Here is a 25,756-nt window from a genome sequence, read left to right as displayed (position 1 = left end):
GCGTGTACGCCGGCGACGCAGCTCAGTCCGCGATGGGCCGCAGATGCACCACGTCGCCCGCCGCCGCGGTGAAGCGTTCTCCCCCATCGCGTTCGATCACGATGCGCCCGTTGTCGTCGACGTCGACGGCCTGACCGACGATCTCGGTGTCGCCGGGTAGCAGAAGCCGCACCCGACGCCCCAGGGTGTCGCAGCGCTGCCGGTAGGTCTCGGCGATCGCGTCGAGTCGGTCGGGCCACCCCTGCTCGTCCAGGGCGCGCAGGTACTCGATGGCCAGACCGGCCAGGTCGTCGGCGGCGAGTTCGCGTCCGGTTTCGATCCGCAGGCTGGTCGCCGTCGGAACGGGCAGGTCATCGGAGGTCAGGTTGGTGTTGAGTCCGGTGCCCACGACGACCACCCCACCGTCGGTGGAGGTCACATACTCGGCGAGGATGCCCGCGATCTTGCGGTCGTCGATCAGGACGTCGTTGGGCCACTTGAGCACCGGTCGCAGACCGCTGTGCCGCTCGATCGCGGTTGCGGTCGCGATCCCGGTCGTCAGCGACAGCCAGCCCAACTGTTCGGTGTGCGCACCCACCGGCACCACCGCCGAGATCGCGAGCTGAGCACCGGCGGGCGCCGACCAGGTCCGCGCCCGACGTCCGCGCCCGGCGGTCTGGTCGGTGGTGATGCGCACCGTGCCCACGAGATCGGACTCGTCGGCGCGCGCGGCGAGGTCGGCATTGGTCGAACCGGTCGAATCGACCACCTCGACCCGTCGCCAGATGGTGTGGGCGAGATCGGGGGTCCGGGCGTCGATGGCCGACTGCAGACCGTGCACGGGAGACGTCGCTGGAGTGTTCATGACCACTGAGCCTACGACTGAGACGCACATCACCGCAGGTAGCCGACCGATCGCTCGGAAACATGAGGAATCTCTCACATTGGGGCAGTTGACGGGGCGCGCCACGATCTGGCTAGCATCGACGTTCATGACCACTGCTTCGTCCGATTCCGGCGCCGCGCCAGACATTCACACGACGGCCGGAAAGCTCGCCGATCTGCGTCAGCGACTCTCCGAGACCCAGCATCCGGTCGGCGAGGCCGCGGTCGAGAAGATCCACTCGCGGGGCAAGCTCACCGCCCGCGAGCGCATCACCCATCTGCTCGACGACGGCTCGTTCGTCGAACTCGACGCACTCGCCCGCCACCGCAGCACCAACTTCGGGCTCGCCGAACGCCGACCGCTCGGCGACGGCGTGGTCACCGGTTACGGCACCATCGACGGCCGCGAGGTCTGCGTGTTCTCCCAGGACGTCACCGTTTTCGGCGGGAGCCTCGGCGAGGTGTACGGCGAGAAGATCGTCAAGGTGATGGATCTCGCGATCAAGACCGGTCGTCCGCTGATCGGCATCAACGAGGGCGCGGGCGCCCGCATCCAGGAGGGCGTGGTCTCACTCGGTCTCTACGGCGAGATCTTCCACCGCAACGTGCGTGCCTCGGGGGTCATCCCGCAGATCTCACTGATCATGGGCGCCGCGGCGGGCGGCCACGTGTACTCCCCGGCGCTGACCGACTTCGTGGTGATGGTCCACCAGACCAGCCAGATGTTCGTCACCGGCCCCGACGTCATCAAGACCGTCACCGGCGAGGACGTCACCATGGAGGATCTCGGTGGCGCCAACACCCACATGACGAAATCCGGTGTGGCCCACTACGTCGCCTCCGACGAGGAGGACGCGCTCGATTACGTCAAGGAGTTGCTGGGCTACCTGCCGAGCAACAACCGGGCCGACGCACCCCGACTGCCGGTCGCCGCGCCGGCCGCCGGGTCCATCGAGGACACCCTCACCGACGAGGACCTCGAACTCGACACGCTGATCCCGGATTCGCCGAATCAGCCCTACGACATGCACGAGGTCATCCGCCGCATCCTCGACGACGACGAGTTCCTCGAGGTCCAGGCCGAGCGCGCGACGAACATCATCATCGGTTTCGGACGCGTCGACGGACGCAGCGTCGGCATCGTGGCCAACCAGCCGACCCAGTTCGCCGGCTGCCTCGACATCAATGCCTCGGAGAAGGCCGCCCGGTTCGTGCGGACCTGCGACGCCTTCAACATCCCGATCGTCACCCTCGTCGACGTTCCGGGCTTCCTGCCCGGCACCGATCAGGAATACAACGGCATCATCCGCCGCGGCGCCAAACTGCTCTACGCCTACGGTGAGGCCACCGTCGGCAAGATCACGATCATCACCCGCAAGGCCTACGGCGGCGCCTACGACGTGATGGGGTCCAAGCACATGGGCGCTGACGTCAATCTCGCCTGGCCCACCGCGCAGATCGCCGTGATGGGTGCCTCCGGCGCCGTCGGCTTCGTCTATCGCGGCCGCCTCAAGGAGGCCGAGGCCAACGGCGAGGACGTCGACGCGTTGCGCCTCGAACTCCAGCAGGAATACGAGGACACCCTGGTGAACCCGTACGTCGCGGCCGAACGCGGCTACGTCGACGCGGTGATCCCGCCGAGCCACACCCGCGGTCAGATCGCCACCGCACTGCGCCTGCTCGAGCGCAAGATGGTCACCCTGCCGCCCAAGAAGCACGGGAACATCCCGCTGTGAGCGGCGCAGAGCAGACCGGAGCACAGAACGCGGGAGCCCCGGCGAAGCCGTTCCTCACCGTCGTGCGCGGCAACCCGACCGACGAGGACGTGGCCGCGTTGGTCGCCGTTCTCGCCGCCGCGGCCTCCGGCAGTGGCGGCGGGGAGCAGACCCCCGCGATCCGCGACGACTGGGGCAGCGCGATCGATCGGCTCCGCCCGCAGTGGGGTGGGCCGGGCAGCTTCACCAACTTGCGATACTGATCGGGTGAACCCCGCCGGTAGCACTCGTCGATTCGACGTCGTCCTCGGTTCGGCCTCTCCTGCCCGCCTGGCGGTCCTGACCCGCGCCGGAGTGCATCCGCGCGTGCTGGTCTCCGACGTCGACGAGGACGCCGTACTCGAGGACCTGGCCGGGGTACCGCCGACCGACGTCGTCGCACGTCTGGCGATGGCCAAGTCCGACGCGGTCGTCGCCACCCTGATCGCCGAACGCGGCGGCCCGGAATCGGCTGCGGCACAGGATGGTTCAATACCCGACACGGTGGTGCTGACCTGCGACTCGATGCTGCTGTTCCGAGGTGCGCTCACCGGCAAACCGCATACGCCCGACGTGGCGATCGACCAGTGGAAGCGGGTCCGCGGCCAATCCGCGCAGTTGCTCACCGGACACCACCTCGCCGTGGTGAGCGGACTCGACGTCGTCGCATCGGCGTCGGAAACCGCCTCGACCACCATCGATTTCGCCGATGTCGACGACGCGGAGATCGACTCCTATGTGGCCACCGGCGAGCCGCTGGAGGTCGCCGGTGGTTTCACCCTCGACGGCCTCGGCGGCTGGTTTGTCGACGCCATCGACGGCGATCCGTCCTCGGTGATCGGAATCGGACTGCCCATGGTGCGCCGACTGTTACGACGGGTCGGGATCGGCGTCGCGGAACTCTGGTGAGTACCGGCGACCGGCTCTCGCCGAGGCCTCAGCCGAACTCCTCCGGCCAGTACTCGGTCAGGCACCCGATCGGTTGTCCCTGACCGCCACCGTTGACCGACCGACCGAAGAACCCTCGCGAGATCGCCGCGATCCGCTGCGTCGAGGTGCCGTGACCCTGTCCCGGTTCCGGATCGCCGATCTTCTGGATCAGGGTCACCGCCTGCACGATGTCGGTGACCGACAGCTCATCTCGCCGCAGTACCGTCGCCGCCCAGTTCCCGGCGAGACAGTCGGCGATGAGTTCGGAGTTCTCCCCCCGCGGCCCCCGCGAGTCCGGCAGGTGACCGGCGCGAACGATCCGATCGACGACCGTATGTCCGTACTCGTGTGCGACCACCGTCGCCGCGGTGAACTCACCCTGGAACCCACCGATCGAATCCAGCGGCCCCTGAACCAGGAACGTGCCGGTCCAGATCCCGACGAACGCCTCGACGGGCAGGATCACCGATCCCTCGACCCGCGTTCCGCCACCGTCACGGGCCTTGTCCACACCACAGAAGAATGCGTTGGGCGTATCGGAGGTCACGACGATCGCGCCGTCGGCGTCCTCGCAGCCGGACCGGTAGGTGTCACCGGCCTCGACCAGCACGCGCCCCGGTGCGGGGTCACCCCACCCGAGTTCGCGGAACCACGGTGTCCACGTGCTGTCGAGATCGTCGAGGACCGAGGTCAGGTAGCCGGAGACCTTCTGTGGCGCGTTGTCGCGGGTGATGGCACCGGTCATCAGCTCAGCCGTGGGCACCGGCAGACCCGGACACCGGCTCGGCGTGCAGCGCCCGGGGACGGCTCCGCTCGCCGACGGGGTACTCGCCGGCGACGAGGCCGTGGGACTGCCGGACCTCGACGACTCCGGGGTCGAGGTCGTCGTGCCCCGCGGACCCCGGTCCCCCGAGCAGGAAGCGAAGGCGACGATCGACGCGGCGACGAGCAACACGGTCACGATGGCGCGCAGCCGGCTCCGTGACACCCCAGGGCGGATCATGGCGACGAACGTAGCAATTCCGGCGTGGGACGCCACGTTCTTGTCACCAGACGAATGACACCCGGCTTGTGCGCACGCGTGTCGTCGCCACTGGGTAGGCTCTCCACGGAGACCGCGCAGGCCTCCGGGATGTGTCTGGTGTGGACACGCCCTGATCAGCCACCACCCTGGGAGGGGTTCTTCAGTTGAGCGTCGAGACCGACCCGAATCCCAAGTTCGCCGGCTACGCCCACCCCGAACGGCTCGTCAGCACGCAGTGGCTGTCGGCCCACCTGGGTACCAAGGGGCTCAAGATCATCGAGAGCGACGAGGACGTCCTGCTCTACGACATCGGCCACATCCCCACCGCGCAGAAGGTCGACTGGCACCTGCATCTCAACGATCCGGTGACCCGCGACTACATCAACGGCGAGCAGTTCGCAGAATTGATGCGCAGCAAGGGAATCGAACGCGATGACACGATCGTCATATACGGCGACAAGAGCAACTGGTGGGCCGCCTACGCGCTGTGGGTGTTCACCCTGTTCGGCCATGAGGACGTGCGGTTGCTCGACGGCGGCCGCGACGCGTGGATGTCGGAGGACCGCGACACCTCCTTCGATGTCCCGGAGTACCCGCGGTCGGACTATCCGGTCGTCGAGCGTGACGACACCCGCATCCGTGCCTTCGCCGACCAGGTGCGCGCGGCGCTGGGCACCGAGCCGCTCATCGACGTGCGGTCGCCGCAGGAGTACACCGGCGAGCGCACCCACATGCCCGACTATCCCGAAGAAGGGGCATTGCGCGGCGGTCACATCCCCACCGCGCGCTCCATTCCGTGGGCCAAGGCCGCCGCTTCGGACGGGCGGTTCCGCAGTCGCGCCGAACTCGACGAGATCTACGGCGGGCTCGACCCGCACACCCCGACGATCGCCTACTGCCGCATCGGCGAGCGCTCCAGCCACACCTGGTTCGTGCTGACCCATCTGCTCGGTTTCGATCACGTCCGCAATTACGACGGCTCGTGGACCGAGTGGGGCAACGCGGTGCGGGTCCCGATCTCTGTCGGCGAGGAACCCGGCGACCCGCCGGCGAGCGCATGACGACTCCCGGCGAGCGGCCCGAACTGTCATGAGCGTGCCCGCGTCCCTCGCCGAGATCGTCGATGACTTTGCCGCACTGGGTGATTCGGACAAAGTCACCTTGCTCCTGGAGTTCGCGGGAGAGTTGCCGGAGCTGCCTGCCGAACTGACGACCGAGGCGATGGAACCGGTACCGGAGTGCCAATCCCCGGTCTTCCTGTCGGTCGATGCCCACGATCCCGACGCCGTCCGACTGTATTTCAGTGCACCCCGCGAGGCGCCGACGACGCGCGGTTTCGCCTCGATCCTGCATCAGGGGCTCGACGGCGAGTCGGCGCAGACGATCCTCGACGTCCCGGGCGACTTCTACTACGACCTCGGCCTCGGTAAAGCGGTGAGTCCGTTGCGATTACGCGGCATGGCCGGAATGCTCGGACGTATCAAGGCCCAGGTCCGCCGCCAGACCGGAACGGGGCCGCAAGCCCGGGCCGGGCCGACGGGATGAAGTTCATCCAAATCCTCGAGGAGCCGATCGAACCAGGTGGCCTCGTGGAGTGGACCCCCTATGTGCCCGGCGGCCTGGGCAGTTGGAGTCGCGACCCACGGCTGACCTCGCACAATCACGAGCAACACCTGCGGGGGGCCTTCGAGTATCGCGTCCGCACCCGGCGGGAGGGCGGGCGTGAGTCGTGGCTGGGCCTGCAGATCCACTTCGACGAGCCCCTGTCGATTCCGGCCTTGCGAACGGCGTTGCGGCGCTGGATCGATCGTCATGAGGTGCTGCGTAGCCACGTGGTCATCAAGCACGACGGGCTGGCCCGCCTGTCGACGCCGCCGGGCACCGTCCAACTCAAGATGGGCCGCATCGGGTGGTACAACGAGTCCGGGCCACTCGTCGAACAGATCGCGGGCTCCTTCGACCGCGCCACCGCGCCACTGCACTGGCCGGCGTACATGTTCGCCACCGTCGGACGGGAGTCCTCGTTCACGCTGCTGTTCGCCGCCGACCATTCGCTCGTCGACGGCTATTCGCTGATCATGGCCCAGCACGAGTTGACCGCGTTCTACCGCTCGGCGCGCGATCACACCGAACTCGCGCTGCCCGAGGTCGGCAGTTACGTCGATTTCAGTGCCGCCGAGCGGCGACAGGCAGATCAGACCGGGGCCGATCATCCGGCGGTGGCCACCTGGCACGGCTTTCTCCAGGCCGGGCCCGGCGACATGCCGCGGGCGCTGCGCATGACCCCGTCGCCCACCCCAGAACCCGGGGAGACGGATGACCAGTCCCCGCTGCTTCCCCAGGAGTCGGTGTCGGGCGTGATCGCCGACGACGCCACCGCCAACAAGTTCACCGCGGTGTGTTCGGAGGCGGGCGGTTCGCTGACCGCAGGGGTGCTGGCGGCCTTCGCGATGGTCCATCACAGCCTGACCGACGATCCCGAGTTCCGGTGCGTCCTGCCGCGACACACCCGCGACGAGGCCCGCTGGCTGACCTCGCTGGGCTGGTATGTCGCGGTCGCCCCCTTCTGGCTCGACATGACGGGCTCACCGACCTTCGATCAGACCGTCGCCCGCGCGACCACCGAGCTCAAGCGCTCGCGGCAGGGCGCGTCGCTGCCCTTCCTTCGGGTGGCCGATCTGATCGGCTACCGTGGCGAACCGCGCTTCGTGATCTCCTTCATCGACACCCGGTACGCGCCGGGTGCCGCCGAGGCCGACGCGGGCCGGGCCACGGTGCTGCGCAGCCATTCCTACTCCGCGGAGGAAGTCCTCATCTGGATCAACCGGACGCCGTCGGGATTGCGGTATTCGGCCCGCTTCCCGGCCGATCCGGCCGATCCGGAACCGGCCGGGCCCGACGACACTCGATTCGACGGCGCCCATTCCGACCGGGACCCCCTCGACCGCAACGGGCCGGTGCCCGAGTTGCTCCGCGGTTTCGCCGGTATCGTGCACGCTCTTGCCGAAGAGAGCACATTCAACGCGCGGATGTGACAACCACCTCCACCGAACGATTGCTCGGTGCGTTAGTGTGAAGCCCGGAGCACGCCCCCTAACCTCCAGGGGGTGCGCGATGTCGCCCGCGGAACCACCGTCGCGAGCGGCAGTTCAATCCCACGGCGCCGCACACGGTCGCCGACGAACACCGTGTGTGCCGCTCCCCGGGGGCGCGGTGCACCTCGATGTATGGCCCAGGAGAACAACAGTGCCCACTATCAGCAAGGTCCTCATCGCCAATCGTGGCGAGATCGCGGTACGTGTCATTCGCGCAGCCCGTGACGCCGGCATCCCCAGTGTCGCCGTCTACGCCGAGCCCGACGCCGACGCGCTGTTCGTGAAGCTCGCCGATGAGGCCTTCGCCCTCGGTGGACAGACCTCCGCCGAGTCCTATCTGGTGTTCGACAAGATCCTCGACGCGGCCGCCAAGTCCGGCGCCAACGCCGTGCACCCCGGCTACGGCTTCCTCTCGGAGAACGCCGACTTCGCCCAGGCCGTCCTCGACGCCGGGCTGATCTGGATCGGCCCGTCGCCGCAGTCCATCCGCGATCTGGGCGACAAGGTCACCGCCCGCCACATCGCACTGAAGGCCGACGCGCCGATGGCACCGGGCACCAAGGACCCGGTCAAGGACGCCGACGAGGTCGTCGCCTTCGCGCAGGAGCACGGTGTGCCGGTCGCGATCAAAGCCGCCTTCGGCGGTGGCGGTCGCGGCATGAAGGTCGCCTACACCATCGAGGAGATCCCGCACCTGTTCGAGTCGGCGACCCGCGAGGCCGTCGCCGCCTTCGGCCGTGGCGAGTGCTTCGTGGAGCGTTACCTCGACAAGGCCCGCCACGTCGAGGCGCAGGTCATTGCCGACACCCATGGCAACGTCGTGGTCGCCGGTACGCGCGACTGCTCGTTGCAGCGCCGCTTCCAGAAGCTGGTCGAGGAGGCCCCCGCGCCGTTCCTGACCGACGAGCAGCGCGCCAAGATCCACGAATCGGCCAAGGCGATCTGCCGCGAGGCCGGCTACTACGGCGCGGGCACCGTGGAGTTCCTCGTCGGCGCCGACGGCCTCGTCTCCTTCCTCGAGGTCAACACCCGACTGCAGGTCGAGCACCCGGTTACCGAGGAGACCGCGGGGATCGATCTCGTGCGTCAGCAGTTCCGCATCGCCAACGGCGAGAAGCTGGAGTTCTCCGAGGACCCCACGCCGCGTGGACACGCCTTCGAGTTCCGGATCAATGGCGAGGATCCGGGCCGCAAGTTCCTGCCCGCACCCGGGCCGATCACCAAGTACCGTGAGCCCTCGGGCCCGGGCGTCCGCGTCGATTCCGGCGTCGTCGAGGGTGACGTGATCGGCGGCCAGTTCGACTCGATGCTCGCCAAGCTGATCGTCGTCGGCGAGAATCGCGAGCAGGCGCTCGAGCGTGCTCGCCGTGCACTCGCCGAATACGAGGTCGAGGGTCTGGCCACGGTGCTGCCGTTCCACCGGCACATCGTGAGCAATCCGGCGTTCATCGGGCACACCGACGACAACGGCGTGGAGACCTTCGATGTCTACACCAAGTGGATCGAAACCGATTGGGAGAACCCGATCGAGCCGTACACCGGTGGCGAGCCGATCGAGGACGACGAGGCCACTCCCCGCCAGAAGGTGGTCGTCGAGGTCGGCGGACGCCGTGTCGAGGTCGCGCTGCCCGGCGATCTGGCCCTCGGCGGCGGTGGTGGTTCGGCCAACGGCGTCATCCGCCGTAAGCCCAAGGCCCGCTCGCGCAAGAAGGGCGGCGGCGCCGCCGTCTCCGGTGACGCCGTGGCCGCGCCGATGCAGGGCACCGTGGTCAAGGTCGCCGTCGAGGAAGGTCAGACGGTCGCCGCGGGCGAACTCGTCGTCGTTCTCGAGGCGATGAAGATGGAGAACCCGGTCACCGCCCACAAGGACGGCGTGGTGACCGGTTTGAGCATCGAGCCGGGTGCCGCCGTCACCCAGGGCACCGTGCTGCTCGAACTGAAGTAGTCACCTCCTCCGAATGGAACCCGTCGAGATCAACGCCGGGGCGTGGTATCTGCGTGGGCTTCGTGCCGACGAGCGGATCACCGACGTCCCGGCGTTGTCCGATCTGGGGATCGCCGATCCCGCGGCCTATGTCGCCGCCACCGATGCCGCGTGGCGCGACGACACCGGTTTCGTGTGGGCGGTATGCGAACCGACCACCGGTGAACTCCTGGCCGTCATCGGCGTCCTCCCGACGGCGGGGTCGGCGTCGATCGTCGGCCGCTGCCGCACCGGTCATCGTGCGGTGTTGGGTGCCGCAGTCGGGCCGGTTGCCCGATTCGCGCGCGGCGCACTGGATCTCGTCGTCGATGATCTCGCCTCCGACGACGATCCGGTCGCCGACGGGGTGATCACCGACGCCATTCCGACCCCCTGAGCCCGCTACGGTTCGTCCCGGTCGACGCCGGAGGCCAGATCACCGCATTCGACCGATTCCACGATCTCGGGATGCGCGCGGAGATAGCGTGCGGCACCGACGTCCCCGTCGAGCGAGGCGAGGACGCCGTCGAGGTGACCGGCGTCGAGATGGACCGGGTGGCCCGGCCGGCCGTGGTAGACCGCGCGCACGATCTTCCCCGGTGCGCCCGCCGCGGTTTTCACGATCCGGGAAACCACTGCCGCGGTGACATCGGGCATGTCAACAACATGTAAAACCACACCGCCCGAATCCTCGCGAACCACCGGCGCGCACAGCACCGCGCGCACGCTTGCCGACAGACCGACGACCCAATCCTCGACGACAATCGCCTTCGCCCCACTCGGCGGCGTGACGATCGCCGCACCCATCGCGACGACCACCTCCCGGCACCCTCCCGCGCTCAGTGCATGCACAGCGTTGTCGAGCCAAAGACCTTGTTCGGCAAGTATTTTCGGCTTTCCGTACCGCCGGCCGGATCCGGCGGCGAGCACCGCTCCCACCACCATCGCATCCACCTCCGCCACTCGGCTCCATACACCCGCCCACCGCTGTCGTCGGCCGGGCGAACCAACGAGGTCCCGGTGTCGGCCATGCCCGATTTACCCCGCCGCAATATACGATCTCGCGGTCGCCGAATCGGTTGTGGGGGTCCACTATTTACCTGCCGGTGGGCCGGACGTGCGCTACGCCGTCGGCTCACCGGCAGCCATGATCTCACCGTCACGAGGAGTATGTCGATGGCCACGGATTCGGCTCCGGCCGCCGCCCCCCAGGGACGCCGCAAGCGCGTCCATCCGGTCGATCAGGTACCACCGTTCGGCAAACTCGTCACCCTCGGGTTCCAGCACGTGGTCGCCTTCTACGCCGGTGCCGTCCTCGTCCCGCTGCTGATCGCGAACGCCATCGGGCTCGACGATCAGGCGCTCACCATGCTCATCACCGCCGACCTGTTCACCTGCGGCATCGCCTCGCTGCTGCAGGCGGTCGGCATCTGGAAGATCGGTGTTCGGCTCCCGCTGCTGCAGGGCATCACCTTCGCGACGCTCGCCCCGGTCATCAAGATCGCCAACGATCACGGTGGTGGTCGGGTCGGCCTGCTGACGGTGTACGGCGCGGTGATCTCGGCCGGCGTGTTCACCTTCCTGATCGCACCGTTCTTCGCCAAGCTGATCCGCTTCTTCCCGCCGGTGGTCACCGGCACCGTCATCACGATCATCGGCATCAGCCTGATCCCGGTCGGTGCGGGCGATGCGGTGACCGACCCCAACAGCGCGACCGGCGCACACGATGCGGGCAACGGCCGGTGGGTCGTCTACTGCATCTGCACCATCGTCCTGATCGTGCTGATGCAGCGATTCTTCCGTGGCTTCTGGGCGACCATTTCGATCCTGCTCGGCCTCGGCGTGATGACCTTCGTCGCATGGTGTTTCGGCGACGCCCACTTCGACCGGGTCGCCGAGGCGAGCTGGGTCGGCTTCACCCCGCCGTTCGCCTTCGGATGGCCCCGATTCGATCTCATCGCGATCGTGTCGCTGATCGTGGTGCTCATGGTGACCGCGGTGGAATCGACGGGCTCGGTCTTCGCGACCGGCGAGATCGTCGGCAAACGCATCCGCAAGGAGGACATCGCCGCCACCGTCCGCGCCGACGGCATCGCCACCATCATCGGCGGCAGCTTCAACTCGTTCCCGTACACGGCGTTCTCCGAGAATGTCGGCCTGGTCCGGATGACCGGGGTCAAGAGCCGGTTCGTCGTCGCCTGCGCCGGCGGCATCATGATCATCCTGGGCGTTCTGCCCAAGACCGCGAACATCGTCGGGTCGATTCCCTCCCCGGTTCTCGGCGGCGCCGCACTCATCATGTTCGCGACGGTCGCCATCGTCGGCATCCAGACGCTGACGACCGTCGACTTCACCGACCACCGCAACCTGTCGATCGCCGCGACCTCCATCGCCGTGGCCCTCTACGTCCAGTTCTCGCAGTCGTCGGCCCCGACGACCATCCTGGACAAGGGCGCGGAGGTGAAGGTCCCGGAACTGCCCGGCGTCGACATCGCCGTGCCGGGCATCCTGCAGATCCCCTTCTCCACCGGCATCACCATGGGCGCGATCACCGCCATCCTGATGAACATCCTGTTCTTCCACATCGGCAGCAAGGGACCGGCCGTCGCCGGAGGCGGTTCGATCACGCTCGACGAGGTGAACACCATGAGCAAGGAGAAGTTCCGCGAGACCTTCGGCGAGGTTGTGCAGGGCGTCGACTGGGTTCTCGACAGAGCTTGGGAGCAGCGGCCTTTCGACGACGTACACGATCTGCGCAGCGCCTTCCAGGAGGCGATGCTGACCGGCAGCGACACCCAGCAGCTCGACCTCATCCAGGCCTTCCCCGACCTCGGCGCCGAGGACGAGGAGACCGGCGAGCTGATCGCGGTCGACCACAAGGGTCTGTCGCACCTCGAGGAGACCGAGCACGAGAACGTCGTGAATCTCGCTGCCGCCTATCGGGAGCACTTCGGGTTCCCGTTGGTGATCTGTGCCCGCGAGACCGAGCGTTACGACCGCGTGCTGCGCAACGGCTGGTCCCGCATGGACAACTCGGAGACCTCCGAGAAGTCGTTCGCGCTCATCGAGATCGCCAAGATCGTCAACTATCGCTTCGACGATCTGGTTGCCGATGCCAACCCGCTGACGTCGGTGCGATTCGGCCGTCAGCCCGAACTCTCCTAGGCTGATCGGCGTGCGACGAGTCGACTGGCGCGGGTTGCCCAGTTTCAACGAGCTGACCGAACGGCAGGCCATCGGCACGCTCTACGAGTGTTGTAGTTCGTCGATCTGGGCGCTGCGTGTGGCCAAGGCCCGACCGTTCTCCGACGACGAGGCACTGCTCTCCTATGCCGACCTCATCCTGGCCGAGCTCACCGACGCCGACCTCGACGAGGCCCTGGCCGGTCATCCCCGCATCGGCGACCGCCCGGACAACGCGTCCTCCACGCGTGAGCAGTCCGGGGTGACCGGCGCCGATCCGGCGGTGTTGGCCGAACTCAAGGAGCTCAACAAGGCCTACGACGAGAAGTTCGGGCACGTGTACCTTGTCTTCGCCAATGGGCGGCCCGCGGCGGAGTTGCTGGCCATCCTCAAGGAGCGGATGCGCAACGACCCGGCGACCGAGCGGCGAGTGCTGCGGATGGAGTTGGCCAAGATCAACCGAAGTCGACTGCAGCGCATGCTCACCCCGGCGATCGAGTATGTTGACGACTGAGCAGCGCAGTCGATCCACGAGGAGCGAACCACCGAGATGACCGGTCTGTCCACCCATGTCCTCGACGCGGTCTCCGGTGCACCCGCGGTGGGCGTCGGGGTCTCCCTGCAGGATGCCGCGGGCGGCGAAGTCGCCTCCGGCGTCACCGATTCCGACGGTCGCATCGCGCAGGTGAACACCGACCCGCTCGTGCCCGGCATCTACCATCTGGTGTTCGACACCGGAGAATGGTTCGCCGACAACGACATCCGGGGTTTCTACCCAGAGGTCGACATCTGCTTCACCGTCGACGATCCCGAACGGCATCACCACGTCCCGCTGCTGCTGAGCCCGTACTCGTACTCCACCTATCGCGGTAGCTGACCGGGCGCGCACACCGATATTCGGGGGCATCCTCTATGCTCGGCGGTGCAGTTGGTTCGCCGCCCCGTCCGTCGTGGCCTCCGATGTCATGAAGGCCCCGCGTCTGGGTCCGGCGTCGTAAGAGGGAATCCGGTGCGAATCCGGAACTGTCCCGCAGCGGTATGTCGGAACGACCGCCGTCATCGAGCACTGGACGCACGCGTCCGGGAAGCGACGGCCACTAGGACCGCGACCTGATGGTCGCCCGCCGACGAGTCCGAAGACCTGCCTGCTGTACCGGCCGCGCCGCGGCCGGTGGCTCGTCGCCTCGTGGAATGGGCGCAGGTCGAAGCGAGTGCCAGGTGATGCGCGGATGCCGTGCACGTTCTCTCCGGCGTCCCTTCGGCACGCCCTGCAACGGCGACGGACCGTCGGAAACCATTGCAGGAGTGCACCACCCATGTCCCAACGGACGACCCCGTTTTCCGCCACCGTGCTCGGCACACCACGCATCGGGCCACACCGTGAGCTCAAGCGCGCGATCGAGAGCTACTGGGCCGGGCGCATCGACGCCGCCGGCCTCGAGACCGTGGCCGCCGGGCTGCGGCGCGACACCATCGCGGCGCTCACGGCGGCCGGCCTCGACTCGATTCCGGTCAACACCTTCTCCTACTACGATCAGATGCTCGACACCGCCGTGCTGCTCGGCGCCCTGCCCGAGCGGGTCGCACACATCACCGATCCCCTCGACCGCTACTTCGCGGCGGCCCGCGGCACCGCCGACGTCACACCGCTGGAGATGACCAAGTGGTTCGACACCAACTACCACTACCTCGTGCCCGAGATCGGTGACGCCACCGCCTTCTCCCTGCACCCGGAGAAGGTTCTCGCCGAGGTGGCCGAGGCGCAGGCCGCCGGCGTGACCGCACGCCCGGTCGTCATCGGGCCGATCACCTTCCTCGCGTTGTCGAAATCCGCCCACGACACCGCAGGCGAGGGCTCTCCGCTCGATCGCGCCAACGAGCTGCTGCCGCTGTATCTCGACCTGCTGGCCCGTCTTGCCGCGGCCGAGGTCGAGTGGGTACAGATCGACGAACCGATCCTGGTCACCGATGCCGCAGAACGCCTCCCCGCGCTGGCCGGATCGGTGTACTCGACCCTCGCGCAAGCGAACTCACGACCGGCACTCTGCGTCGCCACGTACTTCGGCGACGCCCGCGACAGCGTGCGCGCCCTCGCGCGCACCGGTATCGAGGCGGTGGCCGTCGATCTGATCGAGGGCTCCGTCGATACGGTGGCCGACGTTCCCGAACTGGCCGACATGCACGTCGTCGCCGGCGTGGTCAACGGGCGCAACATCTGGCGAACCGATCTCGAGAAAGCGCTGGCCACCCTGGGCACCCTGCTCGGGTCGGCGGGGTCGTTGGCGGTGTCCACCTCGTGCTCGACGCTGCACGTGCCGTATTCCGTCGAACCCGAAACCGAACTCGACGACAACCTGCGCGGTTGGCTGGCCTTTGCGGCCGAGAAGTACCGCGAGGTCGCGATCCTGTCGGGGGCGTTGCGCCACGGTCGGCCGTCTCAGGCCGACGCGTTCGATGCCGCTGCCGCCGCATTGGCCACCCGCGAATCCGATCCGCGCGTGCACGATCCGGCGGTGCGTGAGCGTCTGGCCGCCCTCACCGACGCCGAACGCACGCGCGGCGATGCCTCGGCCCGCGCGGCTGCGCAGACCGAGCGGCTGAATCTCCCGCCGTTGCCCACCACGACGATCGGCTCCTACCCGCAGACCTCGGCGATCCGACTGGCGCGCGCCGCGCTGCGCTCCGGTGCGATCGACGACACCGAGTACATCCGTCGGATGCAGGCGGAGATCGCCGATGTGGTTGCGCTGCAAGAGGAGATCGGGCTCGATGTGCTCGTCCACGGCGAACCCGAACGCAACGACATGGTGCAGTATTTCGCCGAGCAGCTCGACGGCTTCTTCGCCACCGCCCACGCCTGGGTGCAGTCCTACGGGACTCGGTGCGTGCGTCCGCCGATCCTGTTCGGCGACGTGTCCCGCCCGGCGCCGATGACCGTCGACTGGATCGCCTACGCCCAATCGCTGACCGGCAAGCCGGTCAAGGGCATGCTCACCGGGCCCGTCACGATCCTCGCGTGGTCATTCGTGCGTGACGATCAACCCCTGTCCGACTCGGCCGACCAGATCGCCCTCGCGATCCGGGACGAGACGATCGATCTCGAGCGGATCGGTATCGGCATCATCCAGGTCGACGAGCCGGCCCTGCGTGAGCTGCTCCCACTGCGCGACGCCGACAAACCCGCGTACCTCGATTGGGCGGTGCGGGCATTCCGCCTGGCCACCTCGGGCGTCGACGACGCCACGCAGGTCCACACCCATCTGTGCTACTCGGAGTTCGGCGAGGTCATCGGTGCGATCGCCGAGCTCGACGCCGACGTCACCTCGATCGAGGCGGCACGGTCGAGCATGGAGGTCCTCGACGACCTCAACGCCATCGGATTCGCCAACGGCGTCGGGCCGGGTGTGTACGACATCCACTCACCGCGTGTCCCCGACGTCACCGAGATCGAATCGTCGTTGCGCGCGGCGCTCGATGCCGTCGGGCCGCAGCGCCTGTGGGTGAATCCGGACTGCGGTCTGAAGACTCGCGGCACCACCGAGGTGACCGCGGCGCTGACGAATCTGGTCTCTGCGGCCAAAGCGGCACGCGCACTGGCCAACTGAGCCGGACAGTCAGCTGAGCCGATTGCGGAGGCCGGTCGGGAGGACCCGGGTGTGCGACCCCGGGTTCGCTCCGTGGTCGGTCGGCAGATCTCGCACCGACCAGTGTGAGGTCGCTTGTCGGCCGTCGAGGAGTCCCGCGGCGGCGAGTGCGATCGATCCCGTGCAGACGCTGGTCACGTACTGCGCGGAACGCCCGAGGTTAGGAGGAGAGCTCTTTGCGAAGAATGGCGGCGCCCTGGGCGAGCGCGACCATCTTCTGCCGTGCGACACCACGTGCGAGCGGTGCCATGCCGCAGTTCCCGCTGGCGTAGAGCTTGTCCTTGTCGACGAAGGGGAGTGCTTTGCGCAGTGTCGCTGCCACTTCCGCCGGCGTCTCGATGGTGTCGCTGGCCACGTCGATCGCTCCCAGCATGACCGTCTTACCACGGAGTAGTTCGATCACCTCGACAGGAACCCGCGAGTTGTGGCTCTCCAGGGACACGATGTCGATCGATGATTGTTGCAATAGTGGGAACGACTCTTCGTACTGGCGCCATTCGGGCCCCAGCGTTGCCTTCCAGTCGGTGTTGGCCTTGATGCCGTAGCCGTAACAGATGTGGACGGCGGTTCGGCAGCTCAGTCCTTCGGTGGCCCGCTCGAGTGCCGCGATACCCCAGTCCTTGAGTTCGTCGAAGAACACGTTGAATGCGGGCTCGTCGATCTGGATGATGTCGACGCCGGCCGCCTGCAAGTCCTTTGCTTCTTGGTTCAGGATGGTTGCGAACTCCCACGCGAGCTGCTCGCGGCTCCGGTAGTGGTCGTCGTAGAGGGTGTCGATCATTGTCATCGGGCCGGGGAGGGCCCATTTGATCGGCTGATCGGTTTCGACCCGAAGACGCTTCGCATCCTCTGCGAAGACCGACTCTTCGCGACTCACCGCGCCGACAACCGTCGGGACGCTCGCGTCATAGCGGTCACGAATGCGCACGGTTTCACGGCGGTCGAAATCGACGCCACTGAGGTGCTCGATGAACGTGGTCACGAAGTGCTGACGTGTCTGTTCACCATCGCTGATGATGTCGAGCCCGGCTCGACTCTGATCGTGTGCCGCGAGTGTCTGGGCGTCGAGCTTCCCCTGCCGCAGTTCGTCGTCGTGTAACTTCCACGGGGACCAGAGCTTCTCCGGCTCGGAGAGCCACGCGGGTTTGGGCAGGCTGCCGACGATCGTGGCGGGCAGGAGTGCATTCATCTCGGATACCTCAGTTCTCGCGCCGATCAGGCCGATTGCTTTGTCGCCCAACGCGCAAGGACATCGCCGTACGGTTTCATGAGCCTCACCTCGGTAAATTTTCCCTGGGTGGCCGCGAGCTGGGTGCGTTCGACCCGGTCGTAAGTCACCTGCGGGAGTGAGTAGTTGCCGTAGTCGAGACTCGGCCGGTACACCTGTGCCGCCGCTGTGTTCGCGCTGTAGATCTCGGGACGGTAGATCTTCTGGAACGTCTCCATCGTCGCGACCGTTCCCGCAAGCGCGATGAACGAGTAGTCGTTGAGTAGGTCGCCGCGGTGGTAGAAGGCCAGCGGGGCAACGGAACCCGGAGGCATGAAGTAGCGGACCGTGAGCCCCATCTTGCCAAAGTACTCATCGGTGAGCGACAGCGCGTCCGACACATACTCCACCCCCAGAATCGGGTGGTGGTTCGTGAGGCGGGTGTAGGTCCGCGACGTCGAGACGCTGATGCAGATGACCGGCGGCTGAGAGAACCGTTGGCGGTACTCGTCCGATTCGAGGAAGCGCTGAAAGACCTGCCCGTGCAGATCGCCGAAGTCGCTGGGGACACCCGTCGCCTGGTGTCCGGGGAGCCGAACGCTGAAGTCGTAGTCGCGAATGTAGGAGGAGAAGTTGTTTCCGACGATGCCCTTGGTACGGGTCCCCGTGGCGGTCTCGACGATGTCCACGTCGAGCACCTCGATCACCGGAAATGCGGCGTCGTCCCCTACCGAGGCGAGATGTAGGTCCACCGAGACGATGTCGAGTTCGAGTTCGTAGCGGTCACCGCGCGGATTGTCCCAGTGGAGCAGTTCATTGACCCGGGTGTTCATCATCGTCACGGCGTTGCGAAGATTCTGCTCACGGTCGTCGCCGCGTGCGAGATTCGCGAAGTTCGTCGTTCCACGTGAGCTGCTCGACGGGGTGTAGCCCTCGTCGAAGCGCGTCGTACCGATGCTGAAGACACATTCGTTTGTCATGGTGATCAGATGCCCCATTCACTTGCACCGCGCTCAACGACGGTCGCCATCGCATGATTCACTGCCTGAGTTACGCAGCACTTCGATCTGACTTCCCATGGTCGAGGGCCCATCGGCGCGACCGATGGCACTCGGGAGCCGGTGGCCCGAAGCGGCGTTGACAGCAGTGTATGCAGGCGCGTCTCCATAGCCTAATTACACTTCACGATACCTGGGGATAGGAATCAGCTATGCCAGCAGATCGACTCCGAAACTCGAGACCACATCGCGCATCTCCGCCACGAATCGCTCGGCCTGGGCGGTCAACGAGACCGAGGCATGTCCGATCCAGCCGATCTCGATGCGCTCGTCCACCTCGAGCGGAACAGCGACTATCGACGGATCCAGATCGTCGGAGATGATGCCGGTCGAGATGGTGTACCCGCCGAGACCGATCATCAGGTTGAAGATGGTTGCTCGGTCGCTCACTCGGATGTCTTGCTTGGATGAACGCGTGGAGAGGATCTCTTCGGCGAGATAGAACGAGTTGTTCCCGCCCTGGTCGAACGTGAGCCGCGGGAGGTCGTCGAGATCCTTCAGCGTGACACTCTTCTTGCCTGCGAGGTGGTTCGTGCGGGCGATGAAAATGTGCGGTGTCGTGAAGAACAGCGGCGTAAAGGTCAGCCCCGCTTCGCGGAGCAGCTTGTTGATCACGTTTGCATTGAAACCGTTGCGATAGAGCACGCCGACTTCACTTCGCAGAGTGCGGACATCTTCGATGATGTCCCAAGTCCGGGTCTCGCGAAGACTGAACGCGTATTCGGCAGCCTCAGAGGCTTTCACCATACGAGCAAAGGCGTCGACGACGAAGGAGTAGTGCTGAGTGGAAACGGCGAGGAGTCGGCGCGAGGGGCCGCGCCCGAGGTACCGCTGTTCCAGTAGTTCCGCTTGCTCGACGACCTGGCGCGCGTAGCCGAGGAACTCCGCCCCGTCGTCGGTGAGGGTGACTCCCCGGTTCGAGCGGACGAACAGTGAACGTTCGAGCCGGCTTTCGAGGTCCTTGAGCGCGGCGGACATGGTCGGTTGAGCCACATAGAGCATGTCCGCCGCGGCACTGATCGATCCCTCCGCTGCCACCTCCACGAAGTAGCGCAACTGCTGCAGCGTGATTCCACGCAGCGCTCCTGCGGCGTGCCGTGCCATACCAGAAGACTAACGAACCGCCGTGGAGATCCGAAGTCCACACGGTCTCCACCAGACCCAGGACGGTTCACTTCGGCGCCTCAATTCCTCATCTGGTCAGCAGCCCACTCGCCTTCTACGCGCGCACGTCGACCGATGGTGACCGACCGAGGGCCCGAGGCGTCCACCCACACCGGGCGGCTGTCGCGTGTCCTGCAACCTGTACTCGCCACGCTCGCAGCACAATTGGCCTCCGGCGACGCCCGCCCCCACGGGGCGGACACCCCACCCTCGCCCGGTCCCCAGCCCTTCGACGTCCGCCACCCCGGCAGACCACACCACAAGGAGACACCAGTGAGCTCCCCGCGCCCTGCTTGCCTGCCTCAGTGGGCGCCCGCGAGGTGCCCGCTGAGGCGCTCGAGCCGCTCGGCGCTGTCGGGGTTCAGCCCGATAATGGTGGCGCTCTTGCCCTTTGCCGCGTACTTGGTGACGATCGCGTCGAGTGCCGCAACGGTGGACGCATCCCAGATATGCGATTCGCTCATGTCGATGATCACGGTCGTCGGGTCGTCCGCGTAATCGAACTGGTAGACCAGGTCGTTGCTGGACGCGAAGAAGAGTTCTCCGCGCACCTGATAGACGCGCGTGTCGGGATCCGGGTGATCCACCACGACGACCTCGGTGACGTGGGCGACCCGTCGCGCGAAGAGCACCATCGCGGTGAGCACACCGACGACGACGCCGTAGGCCAGGTTGTGCGTGGCCACCGTGACGACGACGGTGACGAGCATGACCGCGGTTTCGCTCTTGGGCATGCGCCGCAACGTCGTCGGGTTGATGCTGTGCCAGTCCATGGTGCCGACCGACACCATGATCATCACGGCGACGAGTGCGGCCATCGGGATCAGCGCGACGATATCGCCGAGACCGACGACCAGGATCAGCAGGAAGACACCGGCGAGAAAGGTCGAGATCCGGGTGCGCGCACCGGAACTCTTGACGTTGATCATGGTCTGTCCGATCATCGCGCAGCCGCCCATGCCGCCGAAGAATCCGGTGACCACGTTCGCCACGCCCTGCCCCATCGCCTCGCGTGACTTGTTGGAGTGGGTGTCGGTGAGGTCGTCGACGAATTTCGCGGTCATCAACGATTCGAGCAACCCGACCAGCGCCATGGTGAACGCGTACGGCGCGATCACCGACAACGTGTGCCAGGTCAGTGGCACGTCCGGCAGGACCAGTGAGGGTAGGTGCTCAGGCAGTTTGCCCTCGTCGCCGACATCGGGCACCGACCAGCCGACCGCGAGCGTCACCGCGGTCAGCGCCACGATCGCGACGAGCGGCGCCGGGATGACGCTCGTCAGTCTCGGCAACCCGACGATGATCAGAACACCCACGGCGACAAGCGGATACACCAGCCACGGCACGCCGATCAGATGGGGCAACTGGGCAGCGAAGATCAAGATGGCCAGCGCGTTGACGAATCCCACCATGACGCTGCGCGGAATGAACCGCATCAGCCGGGCGACGCCGAGGCCGCCGAGGATGAGCTGGAACACCCCGGCCAGGATGACGGCGGCTATGAGGTAGTGCAGCCCATGGCTTTTCACCAGTGGTGCCACGACGAGGGCCACCGCACCGGTGGCCGCGGAGATCATCGCCGGGCGGCCGCCGACGATCGCGATCGTGACCGCCATGGTGAACGAGGCGAACAGACCGACGCGCGGATCGACACCGGCGATGATCGAGAACGAGATCGCCTCCGGGATGAGCGCGAGCGCAACCACCAGCCCGGCCAGAACCTCGGTGCGCAGCCGTCGCGGTGAACGCAAGGCCGCCCATACCGACCGGTCGTGCGCGGGCGAGGTCGTCGTGGACAGTGACACGTGCGGGGACATGTGCTCGGACTCCGTTCCGGCGCGCCGGGACATGGACATCCGGTGTCACCGCGGGATCACCAGGTGGCACGCAACCCGGCACACCTTACCGGAGAGTGTGGAGCGGCTCGCACGCTCGTGATTCGACGTCAGAAGGTGAGCGAGATGGTCAGGGGAAAGGGCGTGGTCGACGTGTGATGCCCGGTCACCGGAACGCCGGAGTAGCCGTGGTCGGTGAGGGTGAGTGGGGTGAGCGTGGTCGGCCGCCCCAGGTCGACGATCCTGTAGTGGGCGATCCCGGCATCGGCGTACTCGCTGCGCTTGGTGACGTGATCAGTCCGTCGGGAGCCTGGCGACACGATTTCGATGGCGATCGCCACGTCCGCCGCGACCAGAGGTTCGGGTGCATCGCTACGACACACGACGATATCGGGGACTCGGACCGTGGCCGGCGTCGCAGGATCGATGACCACCTCGACCTCCGGGAGCGCTTCCCAACCAGTCGGAAGCGCCTCGTCGACCTGGGCACACAGCCGGAAGACGGCGCGCGCGTGCCTTCGTCGGTCGTGGCGACACGATGCGCACGCCCTCCTGGAGTTCGACCCGGTACTCGGGGTTCCTCGGGCAACGCACGCCACTGATCCAGCGACATCAAGCCGAGCTGGGCGTGTGCAGCGGTCATGCCTCACATGGTACGACGATGCGGCGCCCCGGCGTCCTGAACGACCGACCTCGGCTGGTAACTACCGCCCGCGCGTGCGGGCGATATCGGACGGTGCCACGCCGTACCTCTTGCGGAATGCCGCCGCGAACCGGCCGGTGTGGGTGAATCCCCAGCGCATCGCGACGGTGGTCACCGAATCCGCGTCCTCGCAACACAATTCGTCGTGCACACGGTGTAATCGGATGTCGGTGAGGCATTCTCGCGGCGATTTGCCGACGTAGTCACGAAACCCCTCCTGCAGGCGGCGCACGCTGATCCCGGCCACCTCCGCCATGTCGGCGGCCGTCCACGGCCGAGCCGGATCGGCCCGCATCGCATCGAGCACCCGGGTGACGATCCGCGGTTGCGGGCGGGTGTGCTCGGCCGGGTCGTCGGGAACCGCGGCCAACAAGAAGGCGTCGGTCAACGAGCCGGCGAGTTGCTCGGCGATGAGCGGGTTCGCCAGCAGCGGGTCGTCGGCGGGTTGGCCGGCGATCGACCGGACCAGCCGGAACCAGCTCGCCCCCTCCGGCGAGTGCAGGTCGAGCTGTTCGGGGATCGTCGTGTCCGGACGCCCGGTCACCCGGCAGGCCTCGCGCTGCAGGAAGTCACGGTCGATCTTGACCCCGACGATCGTGCAGGTACTCGACCAGCGGGTGATCTCGGCGGGCGTGTCGGGCGGGTTGATCGTGGCGAGACCACTCGTGGAAATCACCGAGGTCCCGGCGACGCTGGTTTCCAGGACTCCCCCGAGCGGCACGTTGATGCCGTAGGCGCCGGGATGGTCGGAGTGGATGGCCACCTCGGCTCCCCACCCGATCCGCGCGATACGCAACGGTCCGAGCACGGTGACCGCGACGTCGACGTCGAGTGCGTTCCCACCCGCGTCCCGTGGACTCAATTCATGCGGGAAATACGCGTCGGACACCGCCGCCGACGCCGCTTCCCACTCGGGATCCCCCGGGATGCGAAGCCGCTCGATCTGGCTCATCGGACACTCCTCACGACTTCGCCGCGCAATGTGGATCGTCATCGCGTTCAGCGGATCGTGGACACCGCGGCCGTCGCCTTATGTTCTACCTCACATCTTGCCTCATCGAAAGGAGAGGTCACGTGGAACGCAAAGCCCTACAGAATGTCTTCGGCCAGTTCGCGAGTGGCGTCACCGTCATCACGTGTGCGAATTCCGACGGCGAGCCGCACGGTGCAACGGTCACGGCCTTCACCGCGGTGTCCCTCGAACCGCGCCTGTGTCAGGTGACGTTGACGCGAAAGTCCAAGGCGTGCAACTACTTGACCGATGCGCCGTTCGCGGTCAACATCATGGCCGCCGACCAGCTCGACATCGCGATGCACTTCGCCGGGCGTCCGGCGCAACCCGGCCCCACCTGGGTCGACGGCCCGACGGCCCCCATCCTGTCCGGCAGCGCCGCGGTACTCAGCTGCGTGCCGTGGCGCAGCTACGACGGCGGCGACCACATCATCTACATCGGCGAGATCGTCGATGTAGATACCTCGGGGAAGCCCCCACTGCTGTACTACCGCAGCACTTTTCACGATCTCGGTGAGCCGAGCGTGAATTCGCTGTGGACGCTGTGCGCCGACGACCCACACTCGGGCTGGTTCGACTCGACGACCACATTCACCCCATTTCACCTGGCCCACAACGACGATCCCGAACACACCACCGCATCCGCCTGATTCATCACGGTTTTCGACCCATCCATCAGAAAGAGGTATCAATCATGACCACGATCGAACGCCCCGCGGGCGACCCGACGGCCACCGGCGCCCCGCAGACCAACCCGGCTGCCGACGCCCCCGCCAACAACACCAAGAATTTCGCGACCCGGCCGATGACCGGTGACGAATACATCGAGTCGCTCAAGGACGGTCGGGAAATCTGGTTGCACGGTGAGCGGGTGCAGGATGTCACCACTCATCCGGCGTTCCGCAACCCCATCCGCATGACCGCGCGGCTCTACGACTCGATGCACGACCCGGCCACCCGCGACAAGGTGACCGCACCGACCGACACCGGCAACGGCGGCGTGACGATGCCGTTTTTCAAGGCCTCCACCAGCTCGGCCGATCTCATCAAGGAACGCGACGCGATCGCCGAGTGGGCGCGCATGACCTACGGCTGGATGGGCCGCTCCCCCGACTACAAGGCCAGCTTCCTCGGCACCCTGCACGCCAACAAGGATCTCTACGCACCGTTCGAGGCCAACGCCGAGCGCTGGTACCGCGAGTCACAGGAGAAGGTCCTCTACTGGAATCACGCGATCATCAACCCGCCGGTCGATCGCCAGTTGCCGCCCGACGAGGTCGGCGACGTGTTCATGAAGGTGGAGAAGGAAACCGACGCCGGGCTCGTGGTGTCCGGCGCGAAGGTGGTCGCGACCGGCTCGGCGATCACCAACTACAACTTCATCGCCCACTACGGCCTGCCGATCAAGAAGAAGGAGTTCGCGCTCATCTGCACGGTGCCGATGGACGCACCCGGCATCAAACTGATCTGCCGCTCGTCCTACACCCAGCAGGCCGCGGTGATGGGCTCGCCGTTCGACTACCCGCTCTCGAGTCGGATGGACGAGAACGACACCATCTTCGTCTTCGACAAGGTGCTGGTGCCGTGGGAGAACGTGTTCATGTACGGCGACGTCGAACGCATCAACGCGTTCTTCCCGCAGTCGGGTTTCCTGCCGCGCTTCACCTTCCAGGGGTGCACCCGTCTCGCGGTGAAGCTCGACTTCATCGCCGGCCTGCTGATGAAGGCCCTCGACTGCACCGGCTCGGGCGGGTTCCGCGGTGTGCAGACCCGCGTCGGCGAGGTGATCGGCTGGCGCAATCTCTTCTGGACGCTGACCGATGCCATGGCCCACAACCCCGAGCCCTGGATCGGCGACACCGTCATCCCACGCCTGGAGTACGGCCTGACCTACCGCATGTTCATGATGCAGGGCTATCCGCGCATCAAGGAGATCATCGAACAGGACGTCGCATCCGGCCTGATCTATCTGCCCTCGAGCGCCGCCGACTTCAAGAGCCCCACCGTTCGGCCCTACCTCGACAAGTATGTCCGCGGCTCCAACGGCATCACCGCCGTGGACCGCGTGAAGGTCATGAAGGCACTGTGGGATTCGATCGGCTCCGAATTCGGTGGCCGCCACGAACTCTACGAGCGCAACTATTCGGGCAACCACGAGAACGTGAAGGCCGAGTTGCTCTTCGCCGCACAGAATCGCGGCGGGGTCGATCAGATGAAGGGTCTCGCGGAGACCTGCCTGGCCGAATACGACCTCGACGGCTGGACCGTGCCCGATCTCATCGGCAACGACGACGTCAGCTTCTTCGGCCCGGGCCACTGA

The 25,756-nt window shown here is 66.6% G+C and carries 23 protein-coding genes, 2 pseudogenes and 1 riboswitch; of the genes and pseudogenes, 15 read left to right on the top strand and 10 right to left on the bottom strand.

The annotated features are described in order from the left end of the window. Positions 1-22: 22 nt before the first annotated feature. Positions 23-850: a biotin--[acetyl-CoA-carboxylase] ligase gene (locus P3L18_RS24275; protein ID WP_276115514.1), complete on the bottom strand. Its 828-nt coding sequence runs from the start codon at positions 848-850 to the stop codon at positions 23-25. Positions 851-971: 121 nt separating this feature from the next. Here P3L18_RS24275 and P3L18_RS24270 point away from each other — a divergent pair, with 121 nt between their 5' ends. Genes P3L18_RS24270 through P3L18_RS24260 form a run of 3 tightly spaced genes read left to right on the top strand, consistent with a single transcriptional unit; the run spans position 972 to position 3,527 of the window. After that, positions 972-2,600, top strand: coding sequence for an acyl-CoA carboxylase subunit beta (locus tag P3L18_RS24270; protein WP_276115513.1), 1,629 nt, complete (start codon positions 972-974; stop codon positions 2,598-2,600). Continuing rightward, positions 2,597-2,842, top strand: coding sequence for an acyl-CoA carboxylase subunit epsilon (locus P3L18_RS24265; protein WP_006367439.1), 246 nt, complete (start codon positions 2,597-2,599; stop codon positions 2,840-2,842). The genes P3L18_RS24270 and P3L18_RS24265 overlap by 4 nt, the downstream gene beginning before the upstream one ends. A gap of 4 nt (positions 2,843-2,846) precedes the next feature. Continuing rightward, entirely contained in the window at positions 2,847-3,527 is a 681-nt protein-coding gene (locus P3L18_RS24260; protein ID WP_276115512.1) for a Maf family protein, read from the top strand. A 28-nt stretch (positions 3,528-3,555) separates the two neighbouring features. Here the strand turns inward: P3L18_RS24260 and P3L18_RS24255 are convergent, their stop codons facing one another. Next, positions 3,556-4,311 carry a neutral zinc metallopeptidase gene (locus tag P3L18_RS24255; protein WP_006367441.1) on the bottom strand — a complete coding sequence of 252 codons (756 nt, stop codon included), beginning with the start codon at positions 4,309-4,311 and terminating at the stop codon, positions 3,556-3,558. Here P3L18_RS24255 and P3L18_RS24250 point away from each other — a divergent pair. The 6 genes from P3L18_RS24250 to P3L18_RS24225 all read left to right on the top strand — a co-directional run bounded on the left by P3L18_RS24250 (position 4,304) and on the right by P3L18_RS24225 (position 10,027). Next, complete coding sequence (locus P3L18_RS24250) at positions 4,304-4,609, top strand: hypothetical protein (protein WP_211541825.1); 306 nt, start codon at positions 4,304-4,306, stop codon at positions 4,607-4,609. The two genes, P3L18_RS24255 and P3L18_RS24250, sit on opposite strands and share 8 nt — an antisense overlap. A gap of 127 nt (positions 4,610-4,736) precedes the next feature. Next, positions 4,737-5,633 carry a sulfurtransferase gene (locus P3L18_RS24245; protein WP_006367443.1) on the top strand — a complete coding sequence of 299 codons (897 nt, stop codon included), beginning with the start codon at positions 4,737-4,739 and terminating at the stop codon, positions 5,631-5,633. A gap of 28 nt (positions 5,634-5,661) precedes the next feature. Then, positions 5,662-6,117: a SufE family protein gene (locus P3L18_RS24240; protein ID WP_276115511.1), complete on the top strand. Its 456-nt coding sequence runs from the start codon at positions 5,662-5,664 to the stop codon at positions 6,115-6,117. After that, positions 6,114-7,607: a condensation domain-containing protein gene (locus tag P3L18_RS24235; RefSeq protein WP_079929294.1), complete on the top strand. Its 1,494-nt coding sequence runs from the start codon at positions 6,114-6,116 to the stop codon at positions 7,605-7,607. Before P3L18_RS24240 ends, P3L18_RS24235 begins: the two co-directional genes overlap by 4 nt. 211 nt (positions 7,608-7,818) lie before the next feature. Next, on the top strand, positions 7,819-9,612 hold the full coding sequence (locus P3L18_RS24230; RefSeq protein WP_276115510.1) for an acetyl/propionyl/methylcrotonyl-CoA carboxylase subunit alpha: 1,794 nt from the start codon (positions 7,819-7,821) through the stop codon (positions 9,610-9,612). Between the two features lie 13 nt (positions 9,613-9,625). After that, complete coding sequence (locus P3L18_RS24225; protein ID WP_006367447.1) at positions 9,626-10,027, top strand: hypothetical protein; 402 nt, start codon at positions 9,626-9,628, stop codon at positions 10,025-10,027. A 5-nt stretch (positions 10,028-10,032) separates the two neighbouring features. Here P3L18_RS24225 and P3L18_RS24220 read toward each other — a convergent pair whose 3' ends face one another. Beyond that, positions 10,033-10,593 (bottom strand): NTP transferase domain-containing protein, encoded by a 561-nt coding sequence (locus P3L18_RS24220; protein WP_014359577.1) that lies wholly within the window; start codon positions 10,591-10,593, stop codon positions 10,033-10,035. Between the two features lie 213 nt (positions 10,594-10,806). Here P3L18_RS24220 and P3L18_RS24215 point away from each other — a divergent pair, with 213 nt between their 5' ends. From P3L18_RS24215 to metE, 4 genes are all read left to right on the top strand, one after another. Next, entirely contained in the window at positions 10,807-12,795 is a 1,989-nt protein-coding gene (locus tag P3L18_RS24215; protein WP_079929295.1) for a solute carrier family 23 protein, read from the top strand. 10 nt (positions 12,796-12,805) lie between these two features. Beyond that, on the top strand, positions 12,806-13,327 hold the full coding sequence (uraD, locus tag P3L18_RS24210) for a 2-oxo-4-hydroxy-4-carboxy-5-ureidoimidazoline decarboxylase (RefSeq protein ID WP_014359575.1): 522 nt from the start codon (positions 12,806-12,808) through the stop codon (positions 13,325-13,327). Between the two features lie 36 nt (positions 13,328-13,363). Further along, positions 13,364-13,690 carry a hydroxyisourate hydrolase gene (uraH, locus tag P3L18_RS24205; protein ID WP_006367451.1) on the top strand — a complete coding sequence of 109 codons (327 nt, stop codon included), beginning with the start codon at positions 13,364-13,366 and terminating at the stop codon, positions 13,688-13,690. A gap of 75 nt (positions 13,691-13,765) precedes the next feature. Continuing rightward, positions 13,766-13,977, top strand: a riboswitch (cobalamin riboswitch). A gap of 152 nt (positions 13,978-14,129) precedes the next feature. Continuing rightward, complete coding sequence (gene metE, locus P3L18_RS24200; protein WP_276115509.1) at positions 14,130-16,418, top strand: 5-methyltetrahydropteroyltriglutamate--homocysteine S-methyltransferase; 2,289 nt, start codon at positions 14,130-14,132, stop codon at positions 16,416-16,418. Positions 16,419-16,514: 96 nt separating this feature from the next. On the opposite strand, the pseudogene P3L18_RS24195 reads toward metE, so the two are convergent. The 7 genes and pseudogenes from P3L18_RS24195 to P3L18_RS24165 form a co-directional block, all read right to left on the bottom strand. Continuing rightward, positions 16,515-16,607, bottom strand: a pseudogene (locus tag P3L18_RS24195) (DJ-1/PfpI family protein); the annotation flags it as partial. 10 nt (positions 16,608-16,617) lie between these two features. Then, entirely contained in the window at positions 16,618-17,646 is a 1,029-nt protein-coding gene (locus tag P3L18_RS24190) for a methionine synthase (RefSeq protein WP_276115508.1), read from the bottom strand. 26 nt (positions 17,647-17,672) lie between these two features. Beyond that, positions 17,673-18,644, bottom strand: coding sequence for a putative oxygenase MesX (locus P3L18_RS24185; RefSeq protein WP_026920212.1), 972 nt, complete (start codon positions 18,642-18,644; stop codon positions 17,673-17,675). 228 nt (positions 18,645-18,872) lie between these two features. Next, positions 18,873-19,826, bottom strand: coding sequence for a LysR family transcriptional regulator (locus P3L18_RS24180; RefSeq protein ID WP_079929289.1), 954 nt, complete (start codon positions 19,824-19,826; stop codon positions 18,873-18,875). Positions 19,827-20,188: 362 nt separating this feature from the next. Continuing rightward, positions 20,189-21,703, bottom strand: coding sequence for a SulP family inorganic anion transporter (locus P3L18_RS24175; protein WP_079929292.1), 1,515 nt, complete (start codon positions 21,701-21,703; stop codon positions 20,189-20,191). 128 nt (positions 21,704-21,831) lie between these two features. Further along, positions 21,832-22,364, bottom strand: a pseudogene (locus P3L18_RS24170) (Uma2 family endonuclease). A 61-nt stretch (positions 22,365-22,425) separates the two neighbouring features. Continuing rightward, positions 22,426-23,376 (bottom strand): AraC family transcriptional regulator, encoded by a 951-nt coding sequence (locus P3L18_RS24165; RefSeq protein ID WP_276115506.1) that lies wholly within the window; start codon positions 23,374-23,376, stop codon positions 22,426-22,428. Between the two features lie 122 nt (positions 23,377-23,498). Between P3L18_RS24165 and P3L18_RS24160 the strand changes: the two genes are divergently transcribed. Together P3L18_RS24160 and P3L18_RS24155 are read left to right on the top strand one after the other, a co-directional pair. Next, entirely contained in the window at positions 23,499-24,086 is a 588-nt protein-coding gene (locus tag P3L18_RS24160) for a flavin reductase family protein (RefSeq protein WP_276115505.1), read from the top strand. A 44-nt stretch (positions 24,087-24,130) separates the two neighbouring features. Further along, entirely contained in the window at positions 24,131-25,756 is a 1,626-nt protein-coding gene (locus P3L18_RS24155) for a 4-hydroxyphenylacetate 3-hydroxylase N-terminal domain-containing protein (RefSeq protein ID WP_276115504.1), read from the top strand.

It is taken from the genome of Gordonia sp. N1V (genome assembly GCF_029269935.1).
Lineage (GTDB): Bacteria > Actinomycetota > Actinomycetes > Mycobacteriales > Mycobacteriaceae > Gordonia > Gordonia polyisoprenivorans.
This window is presented reverse-complemented; position numbering and strand designations above follow the sequence as displayed.

What these genes read in the sequence shown, in the direction of transcription:
- P3L18_RS24175 (WP_079929292.1), bottom strand. Translation starts at nt 21,703, where the DNA reads ATGTCCCCGCACGTGTCACTGTCCACGACGACCTCGCCCGCGCACGAC.
- P3L18_RS24235 (WP_079929294.1), top strand. Translation starts at nt 6,114, where the DNA reads ATGAAGTTCATCCAAATCCTCGAGGAGCCGATCGAACCAGGTGGCCTC.
- metE (WP_276115509.1), top strand. Translation starts at nt 14,130, where the DNA reads ATGTCCCAACGGACGACCCCGTTTTCCGCCACCGTGCTCGGCACACCA.
- P3L18_RS24190 (WP_276115508.1), bottom strand. Translation starts at nt 17,646, where the DNA reads ATGAATGCACTCCTGCCCGCCACGATCGTCGGCAGCCTGCCCAAACCC.
- P3L18_RS24165 (WP_276115506.1), bottom strand. Translation starts at nt 23,376, where the DNA reads ATGAGCCAGATCGAGCGGCTTCGCATCCCGGGGGATCCCGAGTGGGAA.
- P3L18_RS24270 (WP_276115513.1), top strand. Translation starts at nt 972, where the DNA reads ATGACCACTGCTTCGTCCGATTCCGGCGCCGCGCCAGACATTCACACG.
- P3L18_RS24215 (WP_079929295.1), top strand. Translation starts at nt 10,807, where the DNA reads ATGGCCACGGATTCGGCTCCGGCCGCCGCCCCCCAGGGACGCCGCAAG.
- P3L18_RS24240 (WP_276115511.1), top strand. Translation starts at nt 5,662, where the DNA reads ATGAGCGTGCCCGCGTCCCTCGCCGAGATCGTCGATGACTTTGCCGCA.
- uraH (WP_006367451.1), top strand. Translation starts at nt 13,364, where the DNA reads ATGACCGGTCTGTCCACCCATGTCCTCGACGCGGTCTCCGGTGCACCC.
- P3L18_RS24225 (WP_006367447.1), top strand. Translation starts at nt 9,626, where the DNA reads ATGGAACCCGTCGAGATCAACGCCGGGGCGTGGTATCTGCGTGGGCTT.
- P3L18_RS24155 (WP_276115504.1), top strand. Translation starts at nt 24,131, where the DNA reads ATGACCACGATCGAACGCCCCGCGGGCGACCCGACGGCCACCGGCGCC.
- P3L18_RS24180 (WP_079929289.1), bottom strand. Translation starts at nt 19,826, where the DNA reads ATGGCACGGCACGCCGCAGGAGCGCTGCGTGGAATCACGCTGCAGCAG.
- P3L18_RS24185 (WP_026920212.1), bottom strand. Translation starts at nt 18,644, where the DNA reads ATGACAAACGAATGTGTCTTCAGCATCGGTACGACGCGCTTCGACGAG.